Source organism: Streptomyces sp. NPDC002825 (assembly GCF_040295385.1).
Taxonomy (GTDB): domain Bacteria; phylum Actinomycetota; class Actinomycetes; order Streptomycetales; family Streptomycetaceae; genus Streptomyces.
Genome location: NZ_JBEOVH010000028.1, coordinates 78942 through 101042, shown reverse-complemented (window position 1 = coordinate 101042; position 22101 = coordinate 78942). Strand labels below are relative to the sequence as shown.

Genomic DNA, 22101 nt, shown 5'->3' with positions numbered 1-22101 from the left:
AAACACCGGAAAGCGGCCGGGTGTCGCGACGACCCGACCGCTCCGGCCCCCTTTGCGGGGTGTCTTTCAGCCTGCCGTACGGGAAGACTCGCTGGTCGTGGCGGTCTGCTGGAACAGCCATTCGGACTTGAGCTCGGCGTATCCGGGCTTGATGACCTCGTTGATCATGGCGAGTCGTTCATCGAAAGGAATGAACGCTGATTTCATCGCATTGACCGTGAACCACTGCATGTCATCGAGCGTGTAATCGAATGCATCGATCAGCAGCTCGAATTCCCGGCTCATGCTCGTGCCGCTCATCAGCCGGTTGTCGGTGTTGACCGTGGCCCGGAAATGGAGCCTGCGGAGCAGACCGATGGGGTGCTCGGCGAAGGAGGCGGCGGCGCCGGTCTGGAGGTTGGAGGAGGGGCACATCTCCAGCGGGATGCGCTTGTCGCGGACGTAGGCCGCGAGGCGGCCGAGGCGGACCGAGCCGTCGTCGGCGACCTCGATGTCGTCGATGATCCGGACGCCGTGGCCGAGCCGGTCGGCGCCGCACCACTGGAGCGCCTGCCAGATCGAGGGAAGCCCGAAGGCCTCGCCCGCGTGGATGGTGAAGTGGTTGTTCTCCCGCTTGAGGTACTCGAAGGCGTCGAGGTGACGGGTGGGCGGGTAGCCGGCCTCGGCGCCCGCGATGTCGAAGCCGACGACGCCGGAGTCGCGGTAGCGGTTGGCGAGTTCGGCGATCTCCAGGGCGCGGGCGGCGTGCCGCATGGCGGTGAGCAGGGCGCCGACGCGGATGCGGTGACCGCTCGCCCTGGCCCGGCGCTCGCCCTCGCGGAAGCCCTCGTTGACGGCCTCCACGACCTCTTCGAGGGTGAGGCCGCCCTCCAGGTGCTGCTCGGGGGCGTAGCGCACCTCGGCGTAGACGACGCCGTCCTCGGCGAGGTCGACGGCGCACTCCGCGGCGACGCGGAAGAGGGCTTCCCGGGTCTGCATGACGGCGCAGGTGTGCGCGAAGGTCTCCAGGTACCGCTCCAGGGACCCGGAGTCGGCGGCTTCGCGGAACCAGATGCCGAGCTTGTCGGGCTCCGTCTCGGGGAGCTGCCCGTAGCCCTGTTCCTGGGCGAGTTCGATGATCGTGCCGGGGCGCAGTCCGCCGTCAAGGTGGTCGTGGAGCAGCACCTTCGGGGCACGGCGGATCTGGTCCGCGGTGGGGACGTTGGGGGTCTGGCTCGTCATTTCCGCACTCTAGCCCCTACGCGCGTAGAACACCCCGTGCGGCGCCGTTTTTCTCGTGGCGGCGCGAGGACGGGGCGCCTAGCCTGCCCGCATGACCTCGACCACGGCCGCGGCCGAACTGCCGCGCATCCACCGCTTCCTGTCCGACTTCCACCGCCGGCAGGCGGCCCGTACCGTCGAGTTCCCGGGCGCCGTCGCGGTACTCGACGACGAGTACCGGCACTCGCGGGGCAACAACCATGTGCTCGCCTACGGGGCGGTGAACCCGGAGGCACTGGCCGGCTACACGGACGAGGCGCAGAGCCATCTCCCGTACCGCTTCGCGTACGTCCTCGACGAGCAGGTCGCCGCCGCCTGCCTGGGGCCGATGGAGCGGGCCGGGTTCCGGCACGCCACCACGCTGATCATGGCCCACACCGGCCCGGTCCCGGAGCACGGCGGGGCGCGGGAGGTGGACTTCGACGAGCTGCGCGGCCCGGTCGCCGCCTCCTGGCCGCGGTTCGCCCCGCACGCGACGCCGGAGGTGATCGACCACCTGGTGGAGCGGCGGGTGGCGCGGCGGCGGGGTGCCGACGTCGTGCGGTTCTTCGCCGCGTACACCCCGGAGGGGGAGGTGGCCGCCTGGGCCGATCTGTACATGGACCCGGCGGCGGGGGTCGCGCAGATCGAGGACCTGGTCACGGTGGAGGCCCACCTGAAGCGGGGGTACGCGGGGAAGGTGCTGGACACCGCCCTGCACGAGGCCGCCGCGGCGGGCTGCTCGACCCGTTTCCTCACCGCGTTCTCGGAGGACTGGCCGCACACCTGGTACGGCCGGAAGGGCTTCACGGTCGTCGGCTCGGTGGCCCGGTTCGAACGGGTTTAGGAACAAAGGGCGTTCGGTCTCCGGACGATACGTAACAGAGACCGCGCGTACGACTGGCGTACACCTCTCCTTCTGAGACTGTTCTGCCATGGCGCACTTCGCACTCGTGGGGCCGCCCGAGACCCGGAGACCCCGGCTCGGGCGCCCCGTCAGTTCCCGGTCGGCGGCTTCGGCGGTGGGCGGCGTGGTGCTGCTGCTGCCGGACGGTGAGCCGGTGTCGGCGCGGCGGGCCTCCGCGCGGGCGCACGCGGCGATGCTTCCGCCGGCACGTGAACTGGTGCGGGCGGGCCGGTCCGAGGGGCTCGCGGCGCACGTGGTGCGCTACCGGGCGCGCGGCTGGAACGGCGCGGACGCCGACCTCGTGGCGGACGCCTCCTGGGCGGTCGAGGAGGCCGTACGGCGCTACGGCGACGTCCCGGTCTGCCTCCTGGGGCACGGGATGGGGGCGCGGGCGGCGCTGCGGGCGGCCGGGCACCCGGCGGTCGCCGCGGTGCTGGCGCTCGCACCCTGGCTGCCGGAGGACGACGTGGCGGCGGAGCCGGAGCCGGTGCGGCAGCTGGTGGGGCGCAGGGTGCTGCTGGTGCACGGCACGAACGACGCGCGGACGGACCCGGAGCTGTCGTTCCGGTTCGCCGAGCGGGCCAAGAAGGCGAACCGGGACACCTGCCGTTTCGAGGTCCACTCGGACGGCCACGCGCTGCGCCAGTACGCGGCCGAGGTCCGGGCCCTCGCCGTGGACTTCGTGCTCGGCGCCCTGTTCTCCCGGCCGGTCGCCCGCCCGGTGACCGACGCGATGGCGGCTCCCCCACCGCTCGGCCTGCGGATGCCGCTGGCGGCGGGCTTCGGCAGCTCACGCCGGAAATGACGGCCTCACGCCGGGGGTGACGGCCTCACGCCGGGCGGACGGGCCTCATGCCGAGGGGGCGACCTCACGCCAGGGGGCCTCACGCCGGGGGTGACGGCTCCTTCGGGAGCAGGTGGCCGCGCCTGCTCAGCAGGAACTTCTTGAAGGCGGCCACCGGAGCCGTGTCCGGATGGCCGTCCAGCCACGCCACGCCGATCTCGCGGACCGCGCGCGGCGCGGTGACCGTCAGTTCGACGACGCCCGGGCGGGGCACGGCCGGCGGCGGCAGCAGGGCGACGCCGAGCCCCGCGGCGACCAGGCCGCGCAGGGTCTCGGCCTCCTCGCCCTCGAAGGCGACCCGGGGTTTGAAGCCGGCCTCCGCGCACAGGTCGTCGGTGATGCGGCGGAGCCCGTACCCCGGCTCCAGGGTCACGAAGGTCTCCTCCGCCGCCTCCGCGAGCCGCACCCGCTTGCGGCCCGCGAGCCGGTGGTCGTCCGGGACGACGAGCCGCAGCCGCTGTTCGTCGAGGCGCCGGGCCACCAGGTCGGGGGCGTCCGGCACCGGGGAGGTCAGGCAGAGGTCGAGGTCCCCGGCCCGCAGCCGCTCGATCATGGCCTCGCCGTAGTTCTGGACGAGGGTGAAGCGGATCCTCGGGTGGTCGACGCGGAAGGCGCGGATGAGGCCGGGGACGGTCTCGGACCCCATGGTGTGGAGGAAGCCGAAGGCGACCCGGCCCGCCGTCGGGTCGGCATCGGCCCGTACGGTGTCGGCGGCCCGCTCCACCTCGGCGAGGGCCCGGTCGGCGGCGGTGAGGAAGCGGCGGCCCGCCGGGGTGAGGGAGACCGTGCGCCCGCGCCGGGCGAAGAGGGTGACGCCGAGGTCCTCCTCCAGCCGGACCATGGCCCGCGAGAGCGTCGACTGCGGCACGCCCATCTCGGCCGCGGCCCGGGTCACGTGCTCGTGCCGCGCGACGGCCGCGAAGTACGCGAGCCGCGGCGCGAGCAGCAGTCCCATGTCTTCTTCGTTACTGTTCGGTGACAGGCGAGGCTGTGACCTGTACTCATGCACCATGGGAACGATTACAGCAGTTCCGTGCATTGGACGCATGAAGCGGACCGTCCTACGTTCGTGACATGCCTTCCGCCAGTACCAAGGCGGCCGCCACCACCGCGTCCGCCGACACCCGCCTCTCCCCCGGTGCCCCCGGCTACCGCCGGATGAGCCTCGCGCTCTTCGCCGCCGGACTGGCCACCTTCGCCCTCCTCTACTCCACGCAGGCCCTCCTCCCGGCCATCTCGGCCGAGTTCGGCGCCACCGCCTCCGCCGCCTCGTGGACGGTCTCCGCCGCGACCGGCGCACTCGCCCTCTGCGTCCTGCCGCTCAGCGCCCTCTCGGAGCGCTTCGGCCGGCGCGCGATGATGACCGCCTCCCTCTCCGTCGCGGTCGCCGTGGCCCTCCTGGTGCCGCTCGCCCCGAACCTGGAGTCGCTGATCGCGCTCCGTGCGGTCCAGGGCGCCGCGCTGGCCGGCCTCCCGGCCTCGGCGATGGCGTACCTCGCCGAGGAGGTACGGCCCAAGGCGCTGATCGCCGCGATCGGCCTCTTCGTGGCGGGCAACTCGATCGGCGGCATGAGCGGCCGGCTCGTGACCGGCTGGGTCGCGCAGCTGTGGGGCTGGCGCGCGGGTCTGGCCGCCGTCGGCCTGACCTCCCTGGCGTGCGCGCTCGCCTTCCGGGTACTGCTGCCGAAGGCCCGGCACTTCACGCCCGGCACGCTGAATCCGAAGGCGCTCGCGAAGACCGTCCGCGGTCACCTGGCCGACCCGCTCCTGATGCGTCTGTACGTGATCGGCGCGCTGTTCATGACGGTCTTCGGCGCCGTGTACACGGTGATCGGCTACCGCCTGGTGGAGGCGCCGTTCTCGCTGCCGCAGGGTGTGATCGGCTCGATCTTCCTGGTGTACCTGGTCGGTACGGTCTCCTCCGCCGCGGCCGGCAAGCTGGTCGGCCGTCTCGGCCGGCGCGGCGCGCTGTACCTCGCGGTGACGACGACGGCGGCGGGCCTGCTGTTCTCGCTGTCCGACTCCCTCGCCCTCGTCCTCACGGGACTGGTCCTGATCACGGCCGGTTTCTTCGCGGGCCACGCGGTCGCCTCCTCCTCGGTGAGCCGCACGGCGAAGACGGGCCGCGCGCAGGCCTCGGCCCTGTACCAGTCGGCGTACTACCTGGGCAGCAGCGCGGGCGGCACGCTCGGCGCGATCGCCTTCCACGCGGGCGGCTGGGCGGGCACGGTCCTGATCGGCCTGGTCGCGGTCCTCGGGGTGGTCGCGACCACCCTGTACGGCTCGCACAGCGCGCGGGTGGAGGCCCGGCGCCTGCACCCGGCGACGGCGTAGGCGGTCTCCCGCTCCCGGGCTGCAACCGTCACACTCCCCCTTACGTCCTCAAATACAGGGACTCTAGGGGGAGTTGACGATCATGAAACGAATCGCGGGGCACCTCGGCAGAAGGACGGGCATCGCAGCGGGGATCACCTCGCTCGTGGTGCCGATGACGATCGCGCTCGGTACGGCCCCGGCGCAGGCGGCGTCCTGCAACGTGACGACGGGGCCGTACCAGAAGCAGGTGGAGAAGTTCCTCGGGCGGACGGTCGACGGGCGCCAGTCGCTCGGCGACTGTCAGGCCATCCAGGCCTTCCAGGCCAAGCACGGGATCACCCCGACCATGGGGTACGCGGGGCCGATCACCTGGCGCACGATGAACACGATGATCCAGCAGAGGGCGGCGGGCACCAACCCCAACCGCGCGGGCACCTGCCCGACCAACCGCGGCCGGATCGCCTGCGTCGACCTGACCCGCCAGCTCAGCTGGATCCAGGACGGCTCGCGCCTCAAGTACGGGCCCGTGCCGGTCCGTACGGGCAAGGACGGCACCGAGACCCGTACCGGCTCCAAGAAGATCTACTGGCGGAACATCAACCACTGGTCGACGATCTACCACGTCTCCATGCCGTACTCGCAGTTCTTCGACGGCGGCCAGGCCTTCCACTCGACCACCAAGTCCATGTGGAACCCGCCGGGCTCCGGCGGCTGCGTCAACATGCGCCCGGCGGACGCGAAGGCGTACTGGAACCTCCTCAGGAACGGCGACGACGTCTTCGTCTACGGCCGCAAGCCGGGAACCTGACCCCGGCTGTCAGTGCGCTGCGGTAGCTTCGCTCTCACCGGTGCCGAACGGGTGCCGGTGAGGGGTGAGTGGGGTGTGGACCCGATGAGCGATGCCGCGGCCGCGACGACCGAGGAACTCGACAAGTACCGCAGGGAACTGACCGGTTACTGCTACCGGATGCTCGGTTCCTCCTTCGAGGCGGAGGACGCGGTGCAGGACACGATGGTCCGCGCCTGGAAGGCCGTCGACTCCTTCGAGGGCCGCTCCTCGCTGCGGTCCTGGCTGTACCGGATCGCCACCAACGTCTGCCTGGACGCGCTGAACGCGGGCAACAGGCGGGCCCGGCCCATGGACCTGACCGGGCCGACGCCGGTGGCGCAGGCGCAGCTCGTGAAGCAGCCGGAGATCACCTGGCTGGAGCCGATCCCGGACGGGCGGGTCATGCCCTCGGCCGGGGACCCGGCGGAGACGGCCCTTTCCCGCGAGTCCGTCCGGCTCGCGTTCGTGGCCGCGCTCCAGCACCTGCCGCCGAAGCAGCGGGCCGTGCTCATCCTGCGCGAGGTGCTCGCCTGGAAGGCGAGCGAGGTCGCCGAGCTCCTCGACACCTCCGTCGCCTCGGTCAACAGCGCCCTCCAGCGGGCCCGCGCGACTCTCGCCGAGCAGGCGCCGGCCGCCTCCGACCCGGCGAACCCACTGGACGAGGAGCAGCAGGCGCTCCTGGAGCGCTATGTCGCCGCCTTCGAGGGCTACGACATGAAGGCCCTGACGGCGCTCCTCCACGAGGACGCGACGATGTCCATGCCGCCGTACGACCTGTGGCTCCAGGGCCACGACGACATCGTCGGCTGGATGCTGGGCGTCGGCGACGTGTGCCGGGGCTCGAAGCTGGTCGCCACCGTGGCGAACGGCTCCCCGGCCTTCGCGCACTACCACCCGGACCCGGCGGGCGGCTACAGCCCGTGGGCGCTGATCGTCCTGGAGCTGCGGGACGGCAAGGTGGGCGGGATGGACTTCTTCCTGGACACCGCGCGCTGGTTCCCGCTCTTCGACCTGCCGGAGCGGCTAGAGGCCTAGCGTTTCGGCGAGGCCGGTGAGGAGGAGCAGGGTCCGCAGCTCGGGCCCGATCCCCTCGTAGCGGATGCGGTGGCCATGGCGGCCGGCGGCGAGCTTGAGCCGGGCGAGGGCGTCGACGGCGGTGAGGTCGGCGCCCGCGAGCGCGCCGGCCTCGCAGACGACGTCCCGGGGCGGGGCGGCGGCGAGCTCGGCGCAGAGGCGGGCCAGCTCCTCCCGGGTGGGGTGGGCGGGCAGGGTCACGACGAGGGGCTGACGGGTGTCCACACCCCTCTGACCGTCGGCGCGCCCGGAACTCATCGCTAGGCTCCCGGGCATGAGTGTCGATCTGGTGATCTTCGATTGCGACGGCGTGCTGGTGGACAGCGAGCGGATCTACTGTCGGGTGGACCGGGAGGTGTTCGCGTCGCTCGGTGCCGAGTTCACCGAGTCGGAGATGGCCGACTACTTCGTCGGCTCCTCGCACGAGATGCTCACGGCGATCGTGGAGGAGCGGCGGGGCCGCCCCCTGGAGCCCGGCTGGCAGGCGCCCTTCAAGCAGCGGTACGAGGACGCCCTGGACGCGGAGCTGACGGCCGTGGAGGGCGTCACGGACGTCCTGGACGCGCTGTCCGTCCCGTACTGCCTCGCCTCCAACGGCAGCCACGCGAGCATCCGCAAGAACCTCGGCCGCACGGGGCTGCTCGACCGCTTCGAGGGCCGGATCTTCAGCGCCCGCGACGTCGCCCGCGCCAAGCCCGCCCCGGACCTCTTCCTGCACGCGGCGGCCACCATGGGCGTCCCGCCGGAGCGCTGCGCGGTCGTCGAGGACAGCCCGTACGGCGTCCAGGCGGCCCGCGCCGCCGGCATGCGCGCCTTCGGCTACTGCGGCGGCCTGACACGGGCGGACCGGCTGATGGGCCCGCGGACGGTGGTCTTCGACTCCATGCGGGAGCTGCCGGGGCTGCTGTTCAGCTGACGGGGAACTCGGCGGTGCCGAGGGTGAGGTCGAAGGGGGCGGGGAGGTGGATCTCCCGGCCGAACTCGACCACGTCGAGGACGCGGTACAGGCCGTTCTTCGGCTCGCCGTAGAGCGTGGCGGTGGGGCGGCCGGAGTGCCAGCGGTCGATGAGCAGATAGAGGGGCACGCCTGCGGTGGCGTAGCCCTGCATTTTCGCGACCCTGTCGTGGTTCGCGTTGCTCTGCGAGGTGATCTCGACGACGAGCTCGGCCTCTGCCGCCAAGAGGCCGCGGCCCGCTTCACGCACAGACTTCTTAGGGGCCACCAGAACATCCGGGATGAACATGCCCACCCGGGTGGGGATGGCTACGGGCTGCGTCTGGTAGACGCCCCAGTCCCGGCGAATCACCGGGTACAGAGCCCGCTGCACCTCATCGGCGATGTCGTTGTGGGTACCGGACGGCGACGGCGCCACGGTGATGATCCCCTCGATGATCTCCACCTTGCAGCCCTCGGGCCACTCCATCGACTCCCAGCGACGGACCAGGTCGTCCCAGCCATTGCCCTGGTCGAGCTGGGGCTCGGCAGCGAGTGCGCTCATGGTGTGCTCCTCATTCGGTCGTCACCGATCCCAGCATGCCGAACGGGACCGGCGGGGGTCCACCGGTCCCGTTCACCCGAAGGTGTCTTAGGCATATGCCTATGCGATGCGGTCCAGGACGATCGGGTTCGGAGTGAACTCCGTGCCCGGGGCCGCGATGTCCCACGCGCCCGTCAGGGACTTCAGCGCGTAGTCGAACTTCTCCGGCGTGTCCGTGTGGAGGGTCAGCAGCGGCTGGCCCGCCGTCACCGTGTCGCCCGGCTTCGCGTGGAGCTCGACGCCCGCGCCCGCCTGCACCGGGTCCTCCTTGCGGGCGCGGCCCGCGCCCAGGCGCCAGGCGGCGATGCCGATGTCGTACGCGTCCAGGCGGGTGAGGACACCGGTCGACGGAGCCGTGACGACGTGCTGCTCGCGGGCCACCGGGAGCGTCGCGTCCGGGTCGCCGCCCTGGGCCGCGATCATCCGGCGCCAGACGTCCATCGCCGAGCCGTCCGCGAGGGCCTTCGCCGGGTCGGCGTCCTTGATGCCGGCGGCGGCCAGCATCTCGGCCGCGAGGGCGACCGTCAGGTCGACGACGTCCTTCGGGCCGCCGCCCGCCAGGACCTCGACGGACTCGCGGACCTCGAGGGCGTTGCCGGCGGTGAGGCCGAGCGGGGTCGACATGTCCGTGAGGAGCGCGACCGTCTTCACGCCGCTGTCCGTGCCGAGCCCCACCATCGTCCGGGCCAGCTCGCGCGCGTCCTCGATGTTCTTCATGAAGGCGCCGGTGCCGACCTTGACGTCCAGGACCAGGGAGCCGGTGCCCTCGGCGATCTTCTTCGACATGATCGAGGAGGCGATCAGCGGGATCGCCTCGACCGTGCCGGTGACGTCGCGGAGCGCGTACAGCTTCTTGTCCGCCGGGGCCAGGCCGTCGCCCGCCGCGCAGATGACCGCGCCCGTGGTGTCGAGGACGTGCAGCATCTCCTCGTTGGAGAGCAGCGCGCGCCAGCCCGGGATGGACTCCAGCTTGTCGAGCGTGCCGCCCGTGTGGCCGAGGCCGCGGCCGGAGAGCTGCGGCACGGCCGCGCCGCAGGCGGCGACGAGCGGGGCGAGCGGAAGGGTGATCTTGTCGCCGACACCGCCGGTGGAGTGCTTGTCGGCGGTCGGCCGGGAGAGCGAGTCGAAGTTCATGCGCTCGCCGGACGCGATCATCGCGGCGGTCCAGCGGGCGATCTCCGCGCGGTTCATGCCGTTCAGCAGGATGGCCATGGCCAGGGCGGACATCTGCTCGTCGGCGACCACACCGCGGGTGTAGGCGTCGATGACCCAGTCGATCTGCTCGGGGCTCAGCTCGCCCTTGTCCCGCTTGGTACGGATGACGGAGATGACGTCCATGGTGGTGCCTCTTTCTACGCGCATAGAGGGGGGAAAGGGGAGCGACCCTTCCCATCGTGCCGGAAGGGTCGCTCCGAGGTACTACCTGCTGAGGTGGTCCGGGCCGAAGGCCTGCGGGAGCATCTCCGCCAGGGTGAGGAACCCGGCCGGGGTCTCCAGGACGAGCTCGGGGCCCCCGAACTCGTACAGGAGCTGCCGACAGCGCCCGCACGGGACCAGGGACTCGCCCCGGCCGTCCACGCACACGAAGTGCGTGAGCCGGCCGCCACCGGTCGCCTGGAGCTGCGAGACCAGCCCGCACTCGGCGCACAGGCCGAGGCCGAAGGAGGCGTTCTCCACGTTGCAGCCGGAGATCACCCGCCCGTCGTCCACGAGGGCCGCCGCGCCGACCGGAAAGCCGGAGTACGGGGCGTACGCGTGGGACATCGCCTCGCGGGCGGTCTCCCGGAGGAGGTCCCAGTCGGGCTTCGCAGCGGCGGGCGTCACTTGCCCTGGCCCTTCCGGTAGGGCAGGCCGTCCGCCTTCGGCATCCGCAGGCGCTGCGCCGAGAGGGCCAGCACGAGCAGGGTGGTGATGTACGGGGCGGCGTCGACGAACTGGCTCGGGACCTCGTCGGTGAGGAAGTACCAGATGAAGAACGCGGCGGAGAAGGCGGCGGAAATGGCCGCGACCACGTACTTCTTCTTGTACAGCTGCCACAGGGCGGCGATCACCAGGAGCAGCGCGACGAGCAGCAGCAGCGCGTGGACGTTCTCGGCGCCACCGCGGATCTTGAGGCTGTCGGTGAAGCCGAAGAGGCTCGCGCCGAGCGCCATGCCGCCGGGCATCCAGTTGCCGAAGATCATCGCGGCGAGACCGATGTAGCCGCGGCCGCCGGTCTGGCCCTCCTGGTAGATGCCGGTGGAGACGATCGCCAGGAAGGCGCCGCCGAGACCGGCCAGACCGCCGGAGACGACGACGGCGATGTACTTGTACTTGTAGACGTTGACGCCAAGCGACTCGGCCGCGACCGGGTTCTCACCGCAGGAGCGCAGGCGCAGGCCGAAGGACGTGCGCCAGAGCAGCCACCAGGTGGCCGGGATGAGCAGGGCGGCCACGATCGTCAGCAGCGACAGGTTGGTGACCAGACCGCCGAGGATGCCGGCGAGGTCCGAGATCAGGAACCAGTGCTTCTGCTGGAGGTCGATCAGCCAGTCCGAGAGTCCCGGGATGGTGATGTCGGTGATCTTGTCGATGCGCGGGGACTGCTTCGAGGAGCCGCCCTCGGCCTCGGCGAAGGTGAAGTTCGACAGGTACTGGGTGAAGCCGACCGCGAGGATGTTGATGGCCACACCGGAGACGATGTGGTTCACGTTGAACGTGACGGTGATGATCGCGTGCAGCAGACCGCCGACCGCGCCGCCGATGATGCCGACGACGACACCCGTCCAGGGGCCCCACTGGTAGCCGGCCCAGGCGCCGAACCAGGTGCCGAGGATCATCATGCCTTCGAGGCCGATGTTCACGACGCCCGCGCGCTCGGCCCACAGGCCTCCGAGGCCGGCCATGGCGATCGGCACGGCGAGCTGGAGCGCGCCGGAGATCTGGCCGACGGAGGTGAGGTCGTCGGCGCCGGAGACCACGCGGACGAGCGAGAAGAGGACGAGGCCGGCCGCGACGATCAGCAGGATCCAGGGCCAGGTCAGCTTGCGGCGTCCGGCCTTCTTGGGCGCGGCGCTCGGCTTGGCAACGGTGCCGGTCGTCATGCCGTCACCTCCTTGTCGGTCTTGATGGCGCCACCGGCGGCGAGCTCCTCGCCGACCTTCTGCTGCTGGCGGCGGAGGCCGTAACGGCGGACGAGCTCGTAGGAGACGACCACGGCGATCACGATGATGCCCTGCATGATCTGCGTGATCTCCTTCGGGTACCCCGCGATGTCCAGGCTGGAGGACGCCTTCTCGAGGAACGCGAAGAGCAGGGCGGCGAAGAGGATGCCGACCGGGTGGTTGCGGCCGAGCAGGGCGACGGTGATGGCGGTGAAGCCGACGCCGACCGGGAACGCGAGGCTGTACGTGTGCGACTCGCCGAGCAGGATCGGCATGCCGGCGAGACCGGCGAGGCCACCCGAGATCAGCATCGCGGTGATGATCATCTTCTTGGCGTCGACACCGCTGGCCTGGGCCGCGGACTCGCTCTCACCGGTGGCGCGCAGGTCGAAGCCGAAGCGCGTGCGGTTGATGACGAACCAGTAGACGACGCCGAGCGCCAGCGCGACGAAGGTGAAGCCGTAGATCTCGCCGCCCTCGCCCATGTCGATGCCGGGGAACCAGCCGGACTCGGGGATCTGACCGGTGGTGAGGTCGTTGGAGCCGGCGGGCTGGACGCCGAAGTTCTTCGGCAGGATCAGCCAGGCCACCAGGGAGGTGGTGATGGCGTTGAGCATGATCGTGGAGACGACCTCGGAGACACCACGGGTGGTCTTCAGGATGCCCGCGATACCGGCCCAGAGGGCGCCGGTCGCGATGGCGACCAGCACGATGACCAGGATGTGCAGCGGACCGGGCAGGTCGACGGCCGCGCCGACCAGCGCCGAGACCATCGCGGCGAGGCGGTACTGGCCCTCGACGCCGATGTTGAAGAGGTTCATCCGGAAGCCGATGGAGACACCCAGGGCCGCCAGATAGAGGATTCCGGTGTAGTTGACGATCAGGACCTGGACGTCGGAGTACCCGGCGTTCTCGATCATCAGACGGATCGGCTCGATCGGGTCGAGGCCCGTCGCGAGCAGCACCAGGACGGTGAGCACGAAGGACGAGACCAGCGCGAGCACGGGGCCTGCGGCCCCGATGATCAGCTTGTCCTTGTCGATCTTCTTCATCGGGCGTCACCGTCTTCGGGCTGCTCTTCGGTGCCTTCGAGCCGGCCGGTGGCCGCGCCGGTCATGGCGGATCCCAGCTGCTCGGGCGTGATGGTGGCGGGGTCGGCGTCGGCGACCAGCTTGCCGCGGTACATGACCCGGAGGGTGTCGGACAGGCCGATCAGCTCGTCGAGGTCGGCGGAGATCAGCAGCACCGCGAGGCCCGCGCGGCGGGCGTCCCGGATCGCGTCCCAGATCTGCGCCTGCGCGCCGACGTCCACACCGCGGGTGGGGTGGGCGGCGATCAGGAACTTGGGGTTGTGGCTCATCTCTCGGCCGACGATCAGCTTCTGCTGGTTGCCGCCGGAGAGCGAGGACGCGGTGACGTCGATGCCGGGCGTGCGGACGTCGTACTCGCGCACGATCCGCTCCGTGTCCTTGCGGGCGGCCTTCGGGTCGAGGATGCCGCGCTTGGAGTTGGGGGCCTCGGTGACGTGGCCGAGGATGCGGTTCTCCCAGAGGGGGGCCTCCAGGAGCAGGCCGTGGCGGTGGCGGTCCTCGGGGATGTAGCCGATGCCGCCCTCGCGGCGCCTGCGCACGGAGAACTTGGAGATGTCCTCGCCGTCGAGGGTGATGACACCCGCGTCGGGGATGGCCATGCCCATCAGCGCGTCGATGAGCTCGGTCTGGCCGTTGCCCTCGACGCCGGCGATGCCGAGGATCTCGCCCTTGTGGATGGTGAGCGAGATGTCGTCGAGGAGCTTGCGCCCGGTGGCGACCTCCTCGTGCACGGTGACCGTGGCGGAGGGGTCGGCCGGGGCGGCCGTGGTCAGCGGTGCGGCGGCGGCGCCGCTCTCGACCAGGCTCAGGTTCTCGACCTTGAGCATCGGGACGTCCGTGACCGTCGACTCGCGGGTCTCCGGCGAGGGCAGCTCGCTGCCGACCATCAGCTCGGCGAGCTGCTTGGTGGTGGCGGTCTTCGGGTCGGCGGTGCCGACCGTGGTGCCCCGGCGGATGACGGTGATGTCGTCGGCGACCTTCAGGACCTCGCCCAGCTTGTGCGAGATGAAGATGACCGTGAGGCCCTCGGACTTGAGCTCGCGCAGGTTGTCGAAGAGCGCGTCGACCTCCTGCGGGACGAGGACGGCGGTCGGCTCGTCGAGGATGAGGATCCGGGCGCCGCGGTAGAGGACCTTGAGGATCTCCACGCGCTGCCGGTCGGCGACGCCGAGGTCCTCGACGAGGACGTCGGGGCGGACCCCGAGGCCGTACGCGTCGGAGATCTCCATGATCTTCTTCCGCGCCTTGGCACCGATGCCGTAGAGCTTCTCGCCGCCGAGGACGACGTTCTCCAGGACGGTGAGGTTGTCGGCGAGCATGAAGTGCTGGTGCACCATGCCGATGCCGCGCGCGATGGCGTCACCGGGGCTGGAGAAGGTGACCTGCTCGCCGTCGACGGCGATCGTGCCCTCGTCCGGCTTCTGCATGCCGTAGAGGATCTTCATGAGGGTCGACTTGCCGGCGCCGTTCTCGCCGATGAGGGCGTGCACGGTGCCCTTGCGGACCGTGATGGCGATGTCCTTGTTGGCGACGACGCCGGGGAATCGCTTGGTGATGCCGTGCAGTTCTACGGCAGGGGGGCTGGACGCGTTGATGACGCACTCTCCTTGGCCGGAAGGAGTGGGAGCGGGAGGGCAGGGCGGGGCGAAGTTATCGTGCCAGGGAGACATCTACGCGCGTAGCGCTGCCGAAAAATGAAAACCCGTACGGGAATGGGCCCAGGGCCCGGGATCCGGCGGGGGTTGCCACCGGATCCCAGGCCCGGGCTCAGGTCGTGACCTGGGTGTCCTTACGGAGCGGTCTTGACCGTGATCTTGCCGTCGACGATGTTCTTCTTCGCGGCGTCCACGGCCGCGATGAGGTCCGTCATCTTCATGTACGCCGGGTTGGAGTCGGCCAGGCCGACACCGTTGGTGGCGAGGCCGTAGCGGATCTCACCGGTCTGCGGCTTGCCGTCCTTGACCGACTTGATCACGTTGAAGACCGAGCCGGAGACGTCCTTGGTGACCGAGGTCAGGATGTGGTCCTTGTACGAGGCCAGACCCGCCTGGTTGTACTGGTCGGAGTCGACGCCGATGGCCCACTTGCCCGCGGTGGCGGTGGCCTCGATGGCGCCGGCGCCGGCGAGACCGGCGGCGGCGTAGATCACGTCGGCGCCCTTGTCGAGCTGGCCCTGCGCGGCGGCCTTGCCGAGGTCGGGCTTCGAGAAGCCGTCGAAGTTCGGCGGCTGGGTCAGGTACTGGACGAGCACCTTCGCCTTGGGGTTGGTGTCCTTGACGCCCTGCGCGAAGCCCGCCTCGAACTTCTTGATCAGCGGAACCTCGACACCGCCGATGAAGCCGACCGTGCCGGACTTGGACGCCTTGGCGGCGGCGACGCCGGCCAGGTAGGAGCCCTGCTCCTCGTTGAAGACCAGGTTGGCGATGTTCGGGGCGGTCACCGAGGTGTCGTCGATGAGGCCGAACGTGGTCTTCGGGAAGGACTTGGCGACCTTCGCGATGGCCGGGGCGTAGGAGAAGCCGACGCCGATGACCGGGTTGTTGCCGGCGCGGGCGAGGGAGGTCAGACGCGCGACCTTGTCGGCGTCGCTCTCACCCTGCGACGGCTCGGCCTCGGAGCCCTTGACACCGAGTTCCTTCTCGGCCTTCTGCAGGCCGGCGTAGGCGGCGTCGTTGAACGACTGGTCGCCGCGGCCGCCGATGTCGTACGCGATGGCGGCCTTGATGGCGCCCGCGGACGAGCTGGAGCTCGAGCCCGTGTCGTTCGACGACTTGCCGCACGCGGTGGCGGAGAGCGCGAGCGCCGCGGAGGCGATGCCCACGGTCGTGATCCTGGTGATCCGGCGCAAGAGGAGGGTCCCTTCAAGACTGACCGAAAGCGCCTCTTCCGGCGCTGGTTTCGCGGCGATCGTAACGCGCGTAGATGTCAGTTAAAGACCCGTTCATGAGTCGTTATCGGATCGTCGCGAACCGGCCGTCGGAGGCGACCGGGGGCGTTCGGCCCGGTACTGCCGGTTATACCGCCCGGGCGGGGTGGCCGGACAGGGCCCGGGAGGCGACGCGCCGGGCGCTGGGCCGGACGTGGGAGGGCGGTGGGCCGGACGGATGAGCGGACGTGTTCGAAGCGGTTCACGCCCTCTGTGCGGCGCGTCCTGCCCTTCGTACGGCGCCCTGACCGCCCTCCGTCCGGCCGGAAATCAGCGTTCGGGCGTGCCGTCGAGCAGGGCCGCGGCCGTGAACAGCTCGACCCCTGCCTCGATGCACCGCTCGTCCACGTCGAAGTCGCCGGCGTGCAGGTCACGGACCCGGGTGTCGCCGGGGGTGCGCACGCCGAGGCGGGCCATGGCGCCGGGGACGTGCTCCAGGTACCAGGAGAAGTCCTCGCCGCCGAGGCTCTGCTCGGTGTCCTCGATGGAGTGCGAGCCCCGGCGGGCCGTCATGGCGTCGTGCAGCAGTTCGGTGACGAGCGGGTCGTTCACGACCGGGGGGACGCCGCGGACGTAGGTGACGGTCGACTTGGCCCGGTGCAGGGTGGCGACCTCGTCGATGGCCGCGTGGACCAGGTCGGGCGCCTCCCGCCAGGTCGGCAGGTCGAGGCAGCGGACGGTGCCGGAGAGCGCGGCGTGCTGCGGGATGACGTTGGGCGCGTGACCGGCCTCGATGCGGCCCCAGGTGACCGAGAGACCGGAGCGGGCGTCGACGCGGCGGGCGAGGACGGCGGGGACGTCGGTGGCGACCCGGGCGGCGGCCGTGACGAGGTCGGTGGTGAGGTGCGGGCGGGCGGTGTGGCCGCCGGGGCCGTCGAGGGTGATCTCCAGGCGGTCGCAGGCCGAGGTGATCGGGCCCACCCTGAGCCCGATCTTCCCGGCGTCGACGCGGGGGTCGCAGTGGACGGCGATGATCCGGCCGACGCCGTCCAGGACGCCGGCCTCGACGGCGTCGGCGGCGCCGCCGGGCAGGACCTCCTCGGCGGGCTGGAAGATCAGCCGCACGGCGTTCGGCAGCCGGCCCTGACGGTCGAGCTCGGCGAGGACGAGGCCCGCGCCGAGGACGGTGGTGGTGTGGACGTCGTGTCCGCAGGCGTGGGCGCGGTTGGCCACGGTGGAGCGGTAGGAGACGGTCTTGACGTCGGGGATGGGCAGCGCGTCGAGGTCGGCGCGGATCGCGAGGACGGGCCTGCCCGGGTCCGGGGTGCCGATGTCACAGATGAGCCCGGTGCCCGCCGGCAGGACCCTCGGCGCGAGGCCGGCCGCCTCCAGGCGGGCCTTGAGCGCCGCGGTCGTACGGAACTCCTGGTTCCCGAGCTCGGGGTGCATGTGCAAGTCCCTGCGGAACGCCACGAGTTCGTGACGCAGGGGTTCGGACAGCGTTCCGGGCAGGGTGGCGGAGCCGGGCTCACGGGACTTCAACTGGTTCACCCTTTGAAGGGTAGGCCCGTGGAGAGGTCAACTGCCCGTTGATCACGAAAAGTTCAGCCCCTTAGGGGAAAGAATCTCGGTTTCCCAGGCATGAAGCTCACTCCTAGTGGGTACGCTCAGCCGAATTCGAGCCGATCGGCCGGATGTGCCGCCCGGGCCGTGAGCCGGTCGACCTCGTGTGCCGCGGTGCCCGCCACCCCGGACAGGAAGCCCTGGGCGCGCGGTGAGGCGGTCGCCCGCAGCCACTCGGGCGCTATCTCGATGACGGCGACCTTCACGCCCGTGCCGGCGAGGGCCAGCGGCAGGGTGTGCACGACCGTGGACGGAAAGCTGACGACCGTGCGTCCGATGGGCCCGCGCCGGGCGATCAGCTCCAGGGGAAGATCGGGCCGGACGACCTGGAGGCCCGTCTCGACCGCGATGCGGTGCAGTTTCTCCGCGCTCTCCCGGCGGTGCGCGAAGTAGCGGGTGGCGCCGTGGGCGCGGGCGAGCTCGCTCACCACGCGCGCGTAGTGGTCGGCGTCGACGACGCCCGTCTCGACGAGCGAGGTGCCGACCAGGTCCGCGCCGCCGGTGAGCAGCGGCGGGCCGAAGGTGTCCCGGGTCCAGGCGTACGTGTTCCCGGTGACCGTGACGCCCGGCGGGGCCTCCACGGGCAGCGAGGTGAAGATCTCGACGGTACGGCCCCGGGTGGGGGCGAGCTTCCGGCGGGCGAGCGTGGTCACCGGGGCGAGGACCAGCTCGCGCGGGCCGAGGTTGCCCTTGCGGTGCCAGCGCACCAGGCGCTCGCCGCGGCCGAGCTGGGCGGCGTACTCCATGGTCGCGGTGCCGTCGTCGACGACCGTCAGGTGCCGGGGCGCGAAGAGGGTCAGCAGGAGCTGGACGTACCGGGAGAACGGATCCCCGATGATCACCCGCTCCGCCGAGCGCAGCGGCCGGGCGAGCTGCCGCAGGGTGCGGACGAGCGCGCCGCGGCCGCCGCGGGCCTCCTGCCAGTGCACGGTGAGGCCCTCGTCGCGGGCCAGCTGGGCCATGCGGCGCAACTGGCCCCGCGACATGGGGTCGGTCGGCGAGAGGACGACGACCGTGAGGGAGGTGGCGTCCGTGGACCCACCGGTCGCGGGGGCCGGGCGGCCCCCCTGCGTGTGCGCCCATTCCAGGACGTTCAGAAGCTGGACCGGGCTCTCGACGAACGCCAGCTGCCCGGTCATGCGGCGACGGCGCCCTGGACCCGGCGGAGCTTCTTCATCGGGCCGAGCTCCGACTCGTACACCTTCTTCACGCCGTCGCCGAGCGCGGTCTCGATGGTGCGGATGTCACGGACCAGGCGCTGGAGGCCCTGCGGCTCGACGGAGGCGGCCTGGTCGGAGCCCCACATGGCGCGGTCGAGGGTGATGTGGCGCTCGACGAAGGTGGCGCCGAGGGCGACGGCGGCGAGGGTGGTCTGGAGGCCGGTCTCGTGGCCGGAGTAGCCGATCGGGACGTTCGGGTACTCCTCCTGCAGCGTCTGGATGACCCGCAGGTTCAGCTCCTCGGCCTTCGCCGGGTACGTGGAGGTGGCGTGGCAGAGCAGGATGTTGTCGCTGCCCAGGACCTCGACCGCGTGGCGGATCTGCTTCGGCGTCGACATGCCGGTGGAGAGGATCACCGTGCGGCCCGTGGCGCGCAGCTCGCGGAGCAGCTCGTCGTCGGTGAGGGAGGCGGAGGCGACCTTGTGGGCGGGGACGTCGAACTTCTCCAGGAAGGCGACGGCCTCGGTGTCCCACGGGGAGGCGAACCAGTCGATGCCGCGCTCCTTGCAGTGCTCGTCGATGGCGCGGTACTCGTCCTCGCCGAACTCCACGCGGTGGCGGTAGTCGATGTACGTCATCCGGCCCCAGGGGGTGTCGCGCTCGATGTCCCACTGGTCGCGCGGGGTGCAGATCTCCGGGGTGCGCTTCTGGAACTTGACGGCGTCACAGCCGGCCTCGGCGGCCACGTCGATCAGCTTGAAGGCGTTGCCGAGGTCGCCGTTGTGGTTGATGCCGATCTCGCCGCAGACGTAGACGGGCTGACCCGGGCCGGCGGTCTTGGTGCCGAGGGTGCGCAGACGGGTGCTCATGGTGCGGTTCCTTACGGGTTGGGGGTGTTCAGCTCGGGTCCGAGGAGCCAGGCGGCGATCTCGCGGATCGCTCCGGAGCCGCCCGGGGTGACGGTGACCGCGCGGGCGGCGGCCCGTACGGAGTCGTGGGCGCTGCTCACCGCGACGGGCCAGCCGACGAGGTGGAAGCAGGGCAGGTCGTTGACGTCGTTGCCGGCGTAGAGGACGCGCTGCGGGTCGATGCCCTCGGCCTCGCACCACTCCTTGAGGGCGCGGTCCTTGCGGTCGATGCCGTGCAGGACGGGGATCTTCAGCTTGCGGGCGCGGGCGGCGACGACGGCGTTCTGTTCGGTGGAGAGGATGAGGACGGGCAGGCCGGCGCGGCGCAGGGCCGCGATGCCGAGGCCGTCGCCGCGGTGCGCGGAGACGAACTCGCGTCCCTCGGCGTCGAGATGGACCCGGTCGTCGGTCTGGGTGCCGTCGAAGTCGAGGACGACGGCGTCGACGTCGGCGAAGCCGGGCGTGACGGGCTCGTCGAGGAGCGGCGCGAGGGCCTTGGCGCGGGCGAGGTCGTGCGGGTCGTCGATCTCCAGGACCCGGGCGGGGTCGGTGACGACGAGCGCGGTGCGGCCGAAGAAGCGGTGTCCGTGGGTACGGAAGCCGGCCGCGTCCATCGCGTAGACGGCGCCGGTCTCCAGGTACTCGGGCTCCCGGTCCTGGCGGCGCGGGCGGTACGCCTTGTCGTGGTTGACGCCCTCGGCGCCCGCCGCTGTCTCGCGCCAGAGGAAGCCGTGCGAGGGGGCGGCCGTGAAGGCGGTGTCGGCGGCGCCGGAGGTGATCCGCTCGGCGGTCTCGGCGACCTCGGCGGAGGTGAGGAAGGGGCTGGTGCACTGGACGAGGAGGACCACGTCGGCCGGGCGGCCGTGGGTGGCCTCGAAGGCGTCCATGGCGTGCAGGACGGCCGCCTCGCTGGTCGCCGTGTCGCCCGCGATGGCGGCGGGCCGCTGGACGGCCTCGGCGCCGGCGGTGCGGGCGGCCGCCGCGATGGCGGGGTCGTCGGTGGAGACCACGACGTCGGTGACGGCGCGGGCGCCGAGGCAGGCGTGGACGGCACGGGCCACCAGGGGCACGCCGGCGACCGGGGCGAGGTTCTTGGCGGGCACGCCCTTGGAGCCGCCCCGGGCGGGGATGACGGCGAGGACGGTGGGGGTCGGCATCACAGTTCTCCCAGGCGGCGGATGACGGGGGCCACGCGCTGCACGCCGTGGCGGTACGCGCCCCGGGCGGCCTCCCGGACGACCCGGCGCAGCCCGCTCTCGCGGGGCTCGGGCGCGGTGACGTCCAGGCGGTGGCGGGCGAGGATCCCCGGCAGGTAGCCGGGGGCCGTCTCCGCGGTGTAGTAGGGGCTGATCGGGGGCAGCGCGGGGAGCGCCAGGAGCTCGGCGACCCGCTCGCGGGCCGCGTCGAAGGCCTCGCCGTACGAGCCGTCGGAAGCCACGCCCTGCCGGGCGAGCCAGGTCTCGTCGGGCGTCGGCACGTCCCCCTCGTCGAGCCGGTCGAAGGAGGTCAGCAGGCCGGAGCCGACGAAGTGGTGGTTGCCGAGCACCTCGCGGATGCCGAGGTCGGTGAGGATCGCGGTCGGGATCCGGCGGTGGAGCGCTTCGAGGGCGGCCGTCGAGGAGACCGTGACGAGGAGGTCCGTCCGGTCGAGTACCTCGCCCATGTGCCCGTACACGAGGCGGAAGTTGGCCGGCGGGTCGAGTTCGCGCACCAGCTTCTGGAAGGGGAACTCCTCCAGGTGCGTGGTGTGTTCGCCCGGCTTGGAGCGGAGCTTGAGGAGCACCTCGCGGCCCGGGTGGAGGCGGGCGTGCCCGACCAACCGCCGCAGCACGTAGGCGCGTTCGGAACGGCTGGCGGGTACGGAGGGCTGCGCGGCGAAGACCAGGGTGTCGCGGCCGGCCTCGGGGGTGTGCGGGGCGCCGCCGAGGAACGGCAGCGCGGCCTCGACGACCGAGTCGGCGCCCGCGCCCACGCCCTCGTACACGGCGCGGAAACGCTCGGCGTCGTGGCGGGAGTTGGCGAGGACCACGTCGGCGCCGTGGCGCAGCAGCAGGCCGTCGGTCAGCTTCTCGTAGACGACGCCGACGTAGCCCGTGACGATCACGGGCCGCCGCTCCAGGGCGAGGTCGGCAAGGCCCTGCAGGACGGCGCGGACGGTGCCCCCGACCAGGGAGAGCACCAGGACGTCGTATCCCTCGCCGCGCGCCTCCGCGTCCCGTACCGCGCGCAGGAACTCCGCGCCCGTCACCTCGCGCGGGGCGGCCTGGGACACCCCGGTCTCGGCGAGCTGGCGCGCGGTGGGCGTGGCCCGTCCGCGCAGGACGAAGCCGGTGGGTTCGGCGGTCGCCGTGGTGATGCGGCGCGCGGTGAGGGCGCCCCATTTCCACCGGGTGTCGGAGTCGGCGAGTACGGCGACCCGTACCGCTTCTCTGGTACTTGCTGGCACGTCGAGGACGCTAGAAGGGCATTCCGCTTTCCGGCCCAACTGGGCCACAACAAACGGTGAACAGAGCCTCTCCGCCCGCTGAAGCGGGCCGTTTTCCGGACGCGGGAAGGCCGATTT

At 71.5% G+C, this 22101-nt stretch carries 21 protein-coding genes; 6 read left to right on the top strand and 15 right to left on the bottom strand.

The genetic code is table 11. The features are described 5' to 3' along the window. Positions 1-66: 66 nt before the first annotated feature. Entirely contained in the window at positions 67-1221 is a 1155-nt protein-coding gene (locus tag ABT041_RS29540) for an adenosine deaminase (RefSeq protein ID WP_351190077.1), read from the bottom strand. Positions 1222-1312: 91 nt separating this feature from the next. Between ABT041_RS29540 and ABT041_RS29535 the strand changes: the two genes are divergently transcribed. Then, a complete protein-coding gene (locus ABT041_RS29535) occupies positions 1313-2086 on the top strand; it encodes a GNAT family N-acetyltransferase (protein ID WP_351190074.1) in 774 nt (257 codons plus the stop codon). A gap of 88 nt (positions 2087-2174) precedes the next feature. Next, positions 2175-2951: an alpha/beta hydrolase gene (locus ABT041_RS29530; RefSeq protein ID WP_351190071.1), complete on the top strand. Its 777-nt coding sequence runs from the start codon at positions 2175-2177 to the stop codon at positions 2949-2951. Positions 2952-3030: 79 nt separating this feature from the next. Here ABT041_RS29530 and ABT041_RS29525 read toward each other — a convergent pair whose 3' ends face one another. After that, positions 3031-4002, bottom strand: coding sequence for a LysR family transcriptional regulator (locus ABT041_RS29525; protein ID WP_351190068.1), 972 nt, complete (start codon positions 4000-4002; stop codon positions 3031-3033). Between the two features lie 62 nt (positions 4003-4064). Here ABT041_RS29525 and ABT041_RS29520 point away from each other — a divergent pair, with 62 nt between their 5' ends. The 3 genes from ABT041_RS29520 to ABT041_RS29510 all read left to right on the top strand — a co-directional run bounded on the left by ABT041_RS29520 (position 4065) and on the right by ABT041_RS29510 (position 7170). Continuing rightward, complete coding sequence (locus tag ABT041_RS29520; protein ID WP_351190065.1) at positions 4065-5324, top strand: MFS transporter; 1260 nt, start codon at positions 4065-4067, stop codon at positions 5322-5324. An 82-nt stretch (positions 5325-5406) separates the two neighbouring features. After that, positions 5407-6114, top strand: a complete 708-nt coding sequence (locus ABT041_RS29515; RefSeq protein WP_351190062.1) for a L,D-transpeptidase — start codon at positions 5407-5409, stop codon at positions 6112-6114. 84 nt (positions 6115-6198) lie between these two features. Next, positions 6199-7170, top strand: a complete 972-nt coding sequence (locus ABT041_RS29510; protein WP_351190059.1) for a sigma-70 family RNA polymerase sigma factor — start codon at positions 6199-6201, stop codon at positions 7168-7170. Here ABT041_RS29510 and ABT041_RS29505 read toward each other — a convergent pair. Then, positions 7159-7467, bottom strand: a complete 309-nt coding sequence (locus tag ABT041_RS29505; protein ID WP_351190056.1) for an STAS domain-containing protein — start codon at positions 7465-7467, stop codon at positions 7159-7161. The genes ABT041_RS29510 and ABT041_RS29505 overlap by 12 nt on opposite strands. A gap of 16 nt (positions 7468-7483) precedes the next feature. Between ABT041_RS29505 and ABT041_RS29500 the strand changes: the two genes are divergently transcribed. Then, on the top strand, positions 7484-8125 hold the full coding sequence (locus ABT041_RS29500) for an HAD family hydrolase (RefSeq protein ID WP_351190053.1): 642 nt from the start codon (positions 7484-7486) through the stop codon (positions 8123-8125). Here ABT041_RS29500 and ABT041_RS29495 read toward each other — a convergent pair. The 12 genes from ABT041_RS29495 to ABT041_RS29440 all read right to left on the bottom strand — a co-directional run bounded on the left by ABT041_RS29495 (position 8118) and on the right by ABT041_RS29440 (position 21984). Beyond that, entirely contained in the window at positions 8118-8708 is a 591-nt protein-coding gene (locus ABT041_RS29495; RefSeq protein ID WP_351190050.1) for a Uma2 family endonuclease, read from the bottom strand. The genes ABT041_RS29500 and ABT041_RS29495 overlap by 8 nt on opposite strands. A 99-nt stretch (positions 8709-8807) precedes the next feature. Then, positions 8808-10085: a thymidine phosphorylase gene (locus ABT041_RS29490; protein ID WP_351190047.1), complete on the bottom strand. Its 1278-nt coding sequence runs from the start codon at positions 10083-10085 to the stop codon at positions 8808-8810. An 81-nt stretch (positions 10086-10166) separates the two neighbouring features. Then, a complete protein-coding gene (locus ABT041_RS29485; protein WP_351190044.1) occupies positions 10167-10571 on the bottom strand; it encodes a cytidine deaminase in 405 nt (134 codons plus the stop codon). Then, complete coding sequence (locus ABT041_RS29480; protein ID WP_351190041.1) at positions 10568-11830, bottom strand: ABC transporter permease; 1263 nt, start codon at positions 11828-11830, stop codon at positions 10568-10570. The genes ABT041_RS29485 and ABT041_RS29480 overlap by 4 nt, the downstream gene beginning before the upstream one ends. Next, positions 11827-12942, bottom strand: a complete 1116-nt coding sequence (locus tag ABT041_RS29475; RefSeq protein ID WP_351190038.1) for an ABC transporter permease — start codon at positions 12940-12942, stop codon at positions 11827-11829. Before ABT041_RS29475 ends, ABT041_RS29480 begins: the two co-directional genes overlap by 4 nt. Continuing rightward, on the bottom strand, positions 12939-14651 hold the full coding sequence (locus tag ABT041_RS29470; RefSeq protein WP_351190035.1) for an ABC transporter ATP-binding protein: 1713 nt from the start codon (positions 14649-14651) through the stop codon (positions 12939-12941). Before ABT041_RS29470 ends, ABT041_RS29475 begins: the two co-directional genes overlap by 4 nt. Before the next feature lie 119 nt (positions 14652-14770). Next, positions 14771-15829: a BMP family lipoprotein gene (locus tag ABT041_RS29465; protein ID WP_351190032.1), complete on the bottom strand. Its 1059-nt coding sequence runs from the start codon at positions 15827-15829 to the stop codon at positions 14771-14773. Between the two features lie 348 nt (positions 15830-16177). Next, entirely contained in the window at positions 16178-17398 is a 1221-nt protein-coding gene (locus ABT041_RS29460; RefSeq protein ID WP_351190029.1) for an amidohydrolase, read from the bottom strand. 116 nt (positions 17399-17514) lie between these two features. After that, complete coding sequence (locus ABT041_RS29455; RefSeq protein ID WP_351190026.1) at positions 17515-18609, bottom strand: hypothetical protein; 1095 nt, start codon at positions 18607-18609, stop codon at positions 17515-17517. After that, the gene (locus tag ABT041_RS29450) at positions 18606-19499 is read right to left on the bottom strand and encodes an N-acetylneuraminate synthase family protein (RefSeq protein WP_351190023.1); all 894 of its coding nucleotides are present in this window, start codon (positions 19497-19499) and stop codon (positions 18606-18608) included. The genes ABT041_RS29455 and ABT041_RS29450 overlap by 4 nt, the downstream gene beginning before the upstream one ends. A gap of 11 nt (positions 19500-19510) precedes the next feature. Continuing rightward, positions 19511-20695 carry a cytidylyltransferase domain-containing protein gene (locus ABT041_RS29445; protein ID WP_351190020.1) on the bottom strand — a complete coding sequence of 395 codons (1185 nt, stop codon included), beginning with the start codon at positions 20693-20695 and terminating at the stop codon, positions 19511-19513. After that, entirely contained in the window at positions 20695-21984 is a 1290-nt protein-coding gene (locus ABT041_RS29440) for a DUF6716 putative glycosyltransferase (RefSeq protein ID WP_351190017.1), read from the bottom strand. The genes ABT041_RS29445 and ABT041_RS29440 overlap by 1 nt, the downstream gene beginning before the upstream one ends. Positions 21985-22101: the final 117 nt, after the last annotated feature.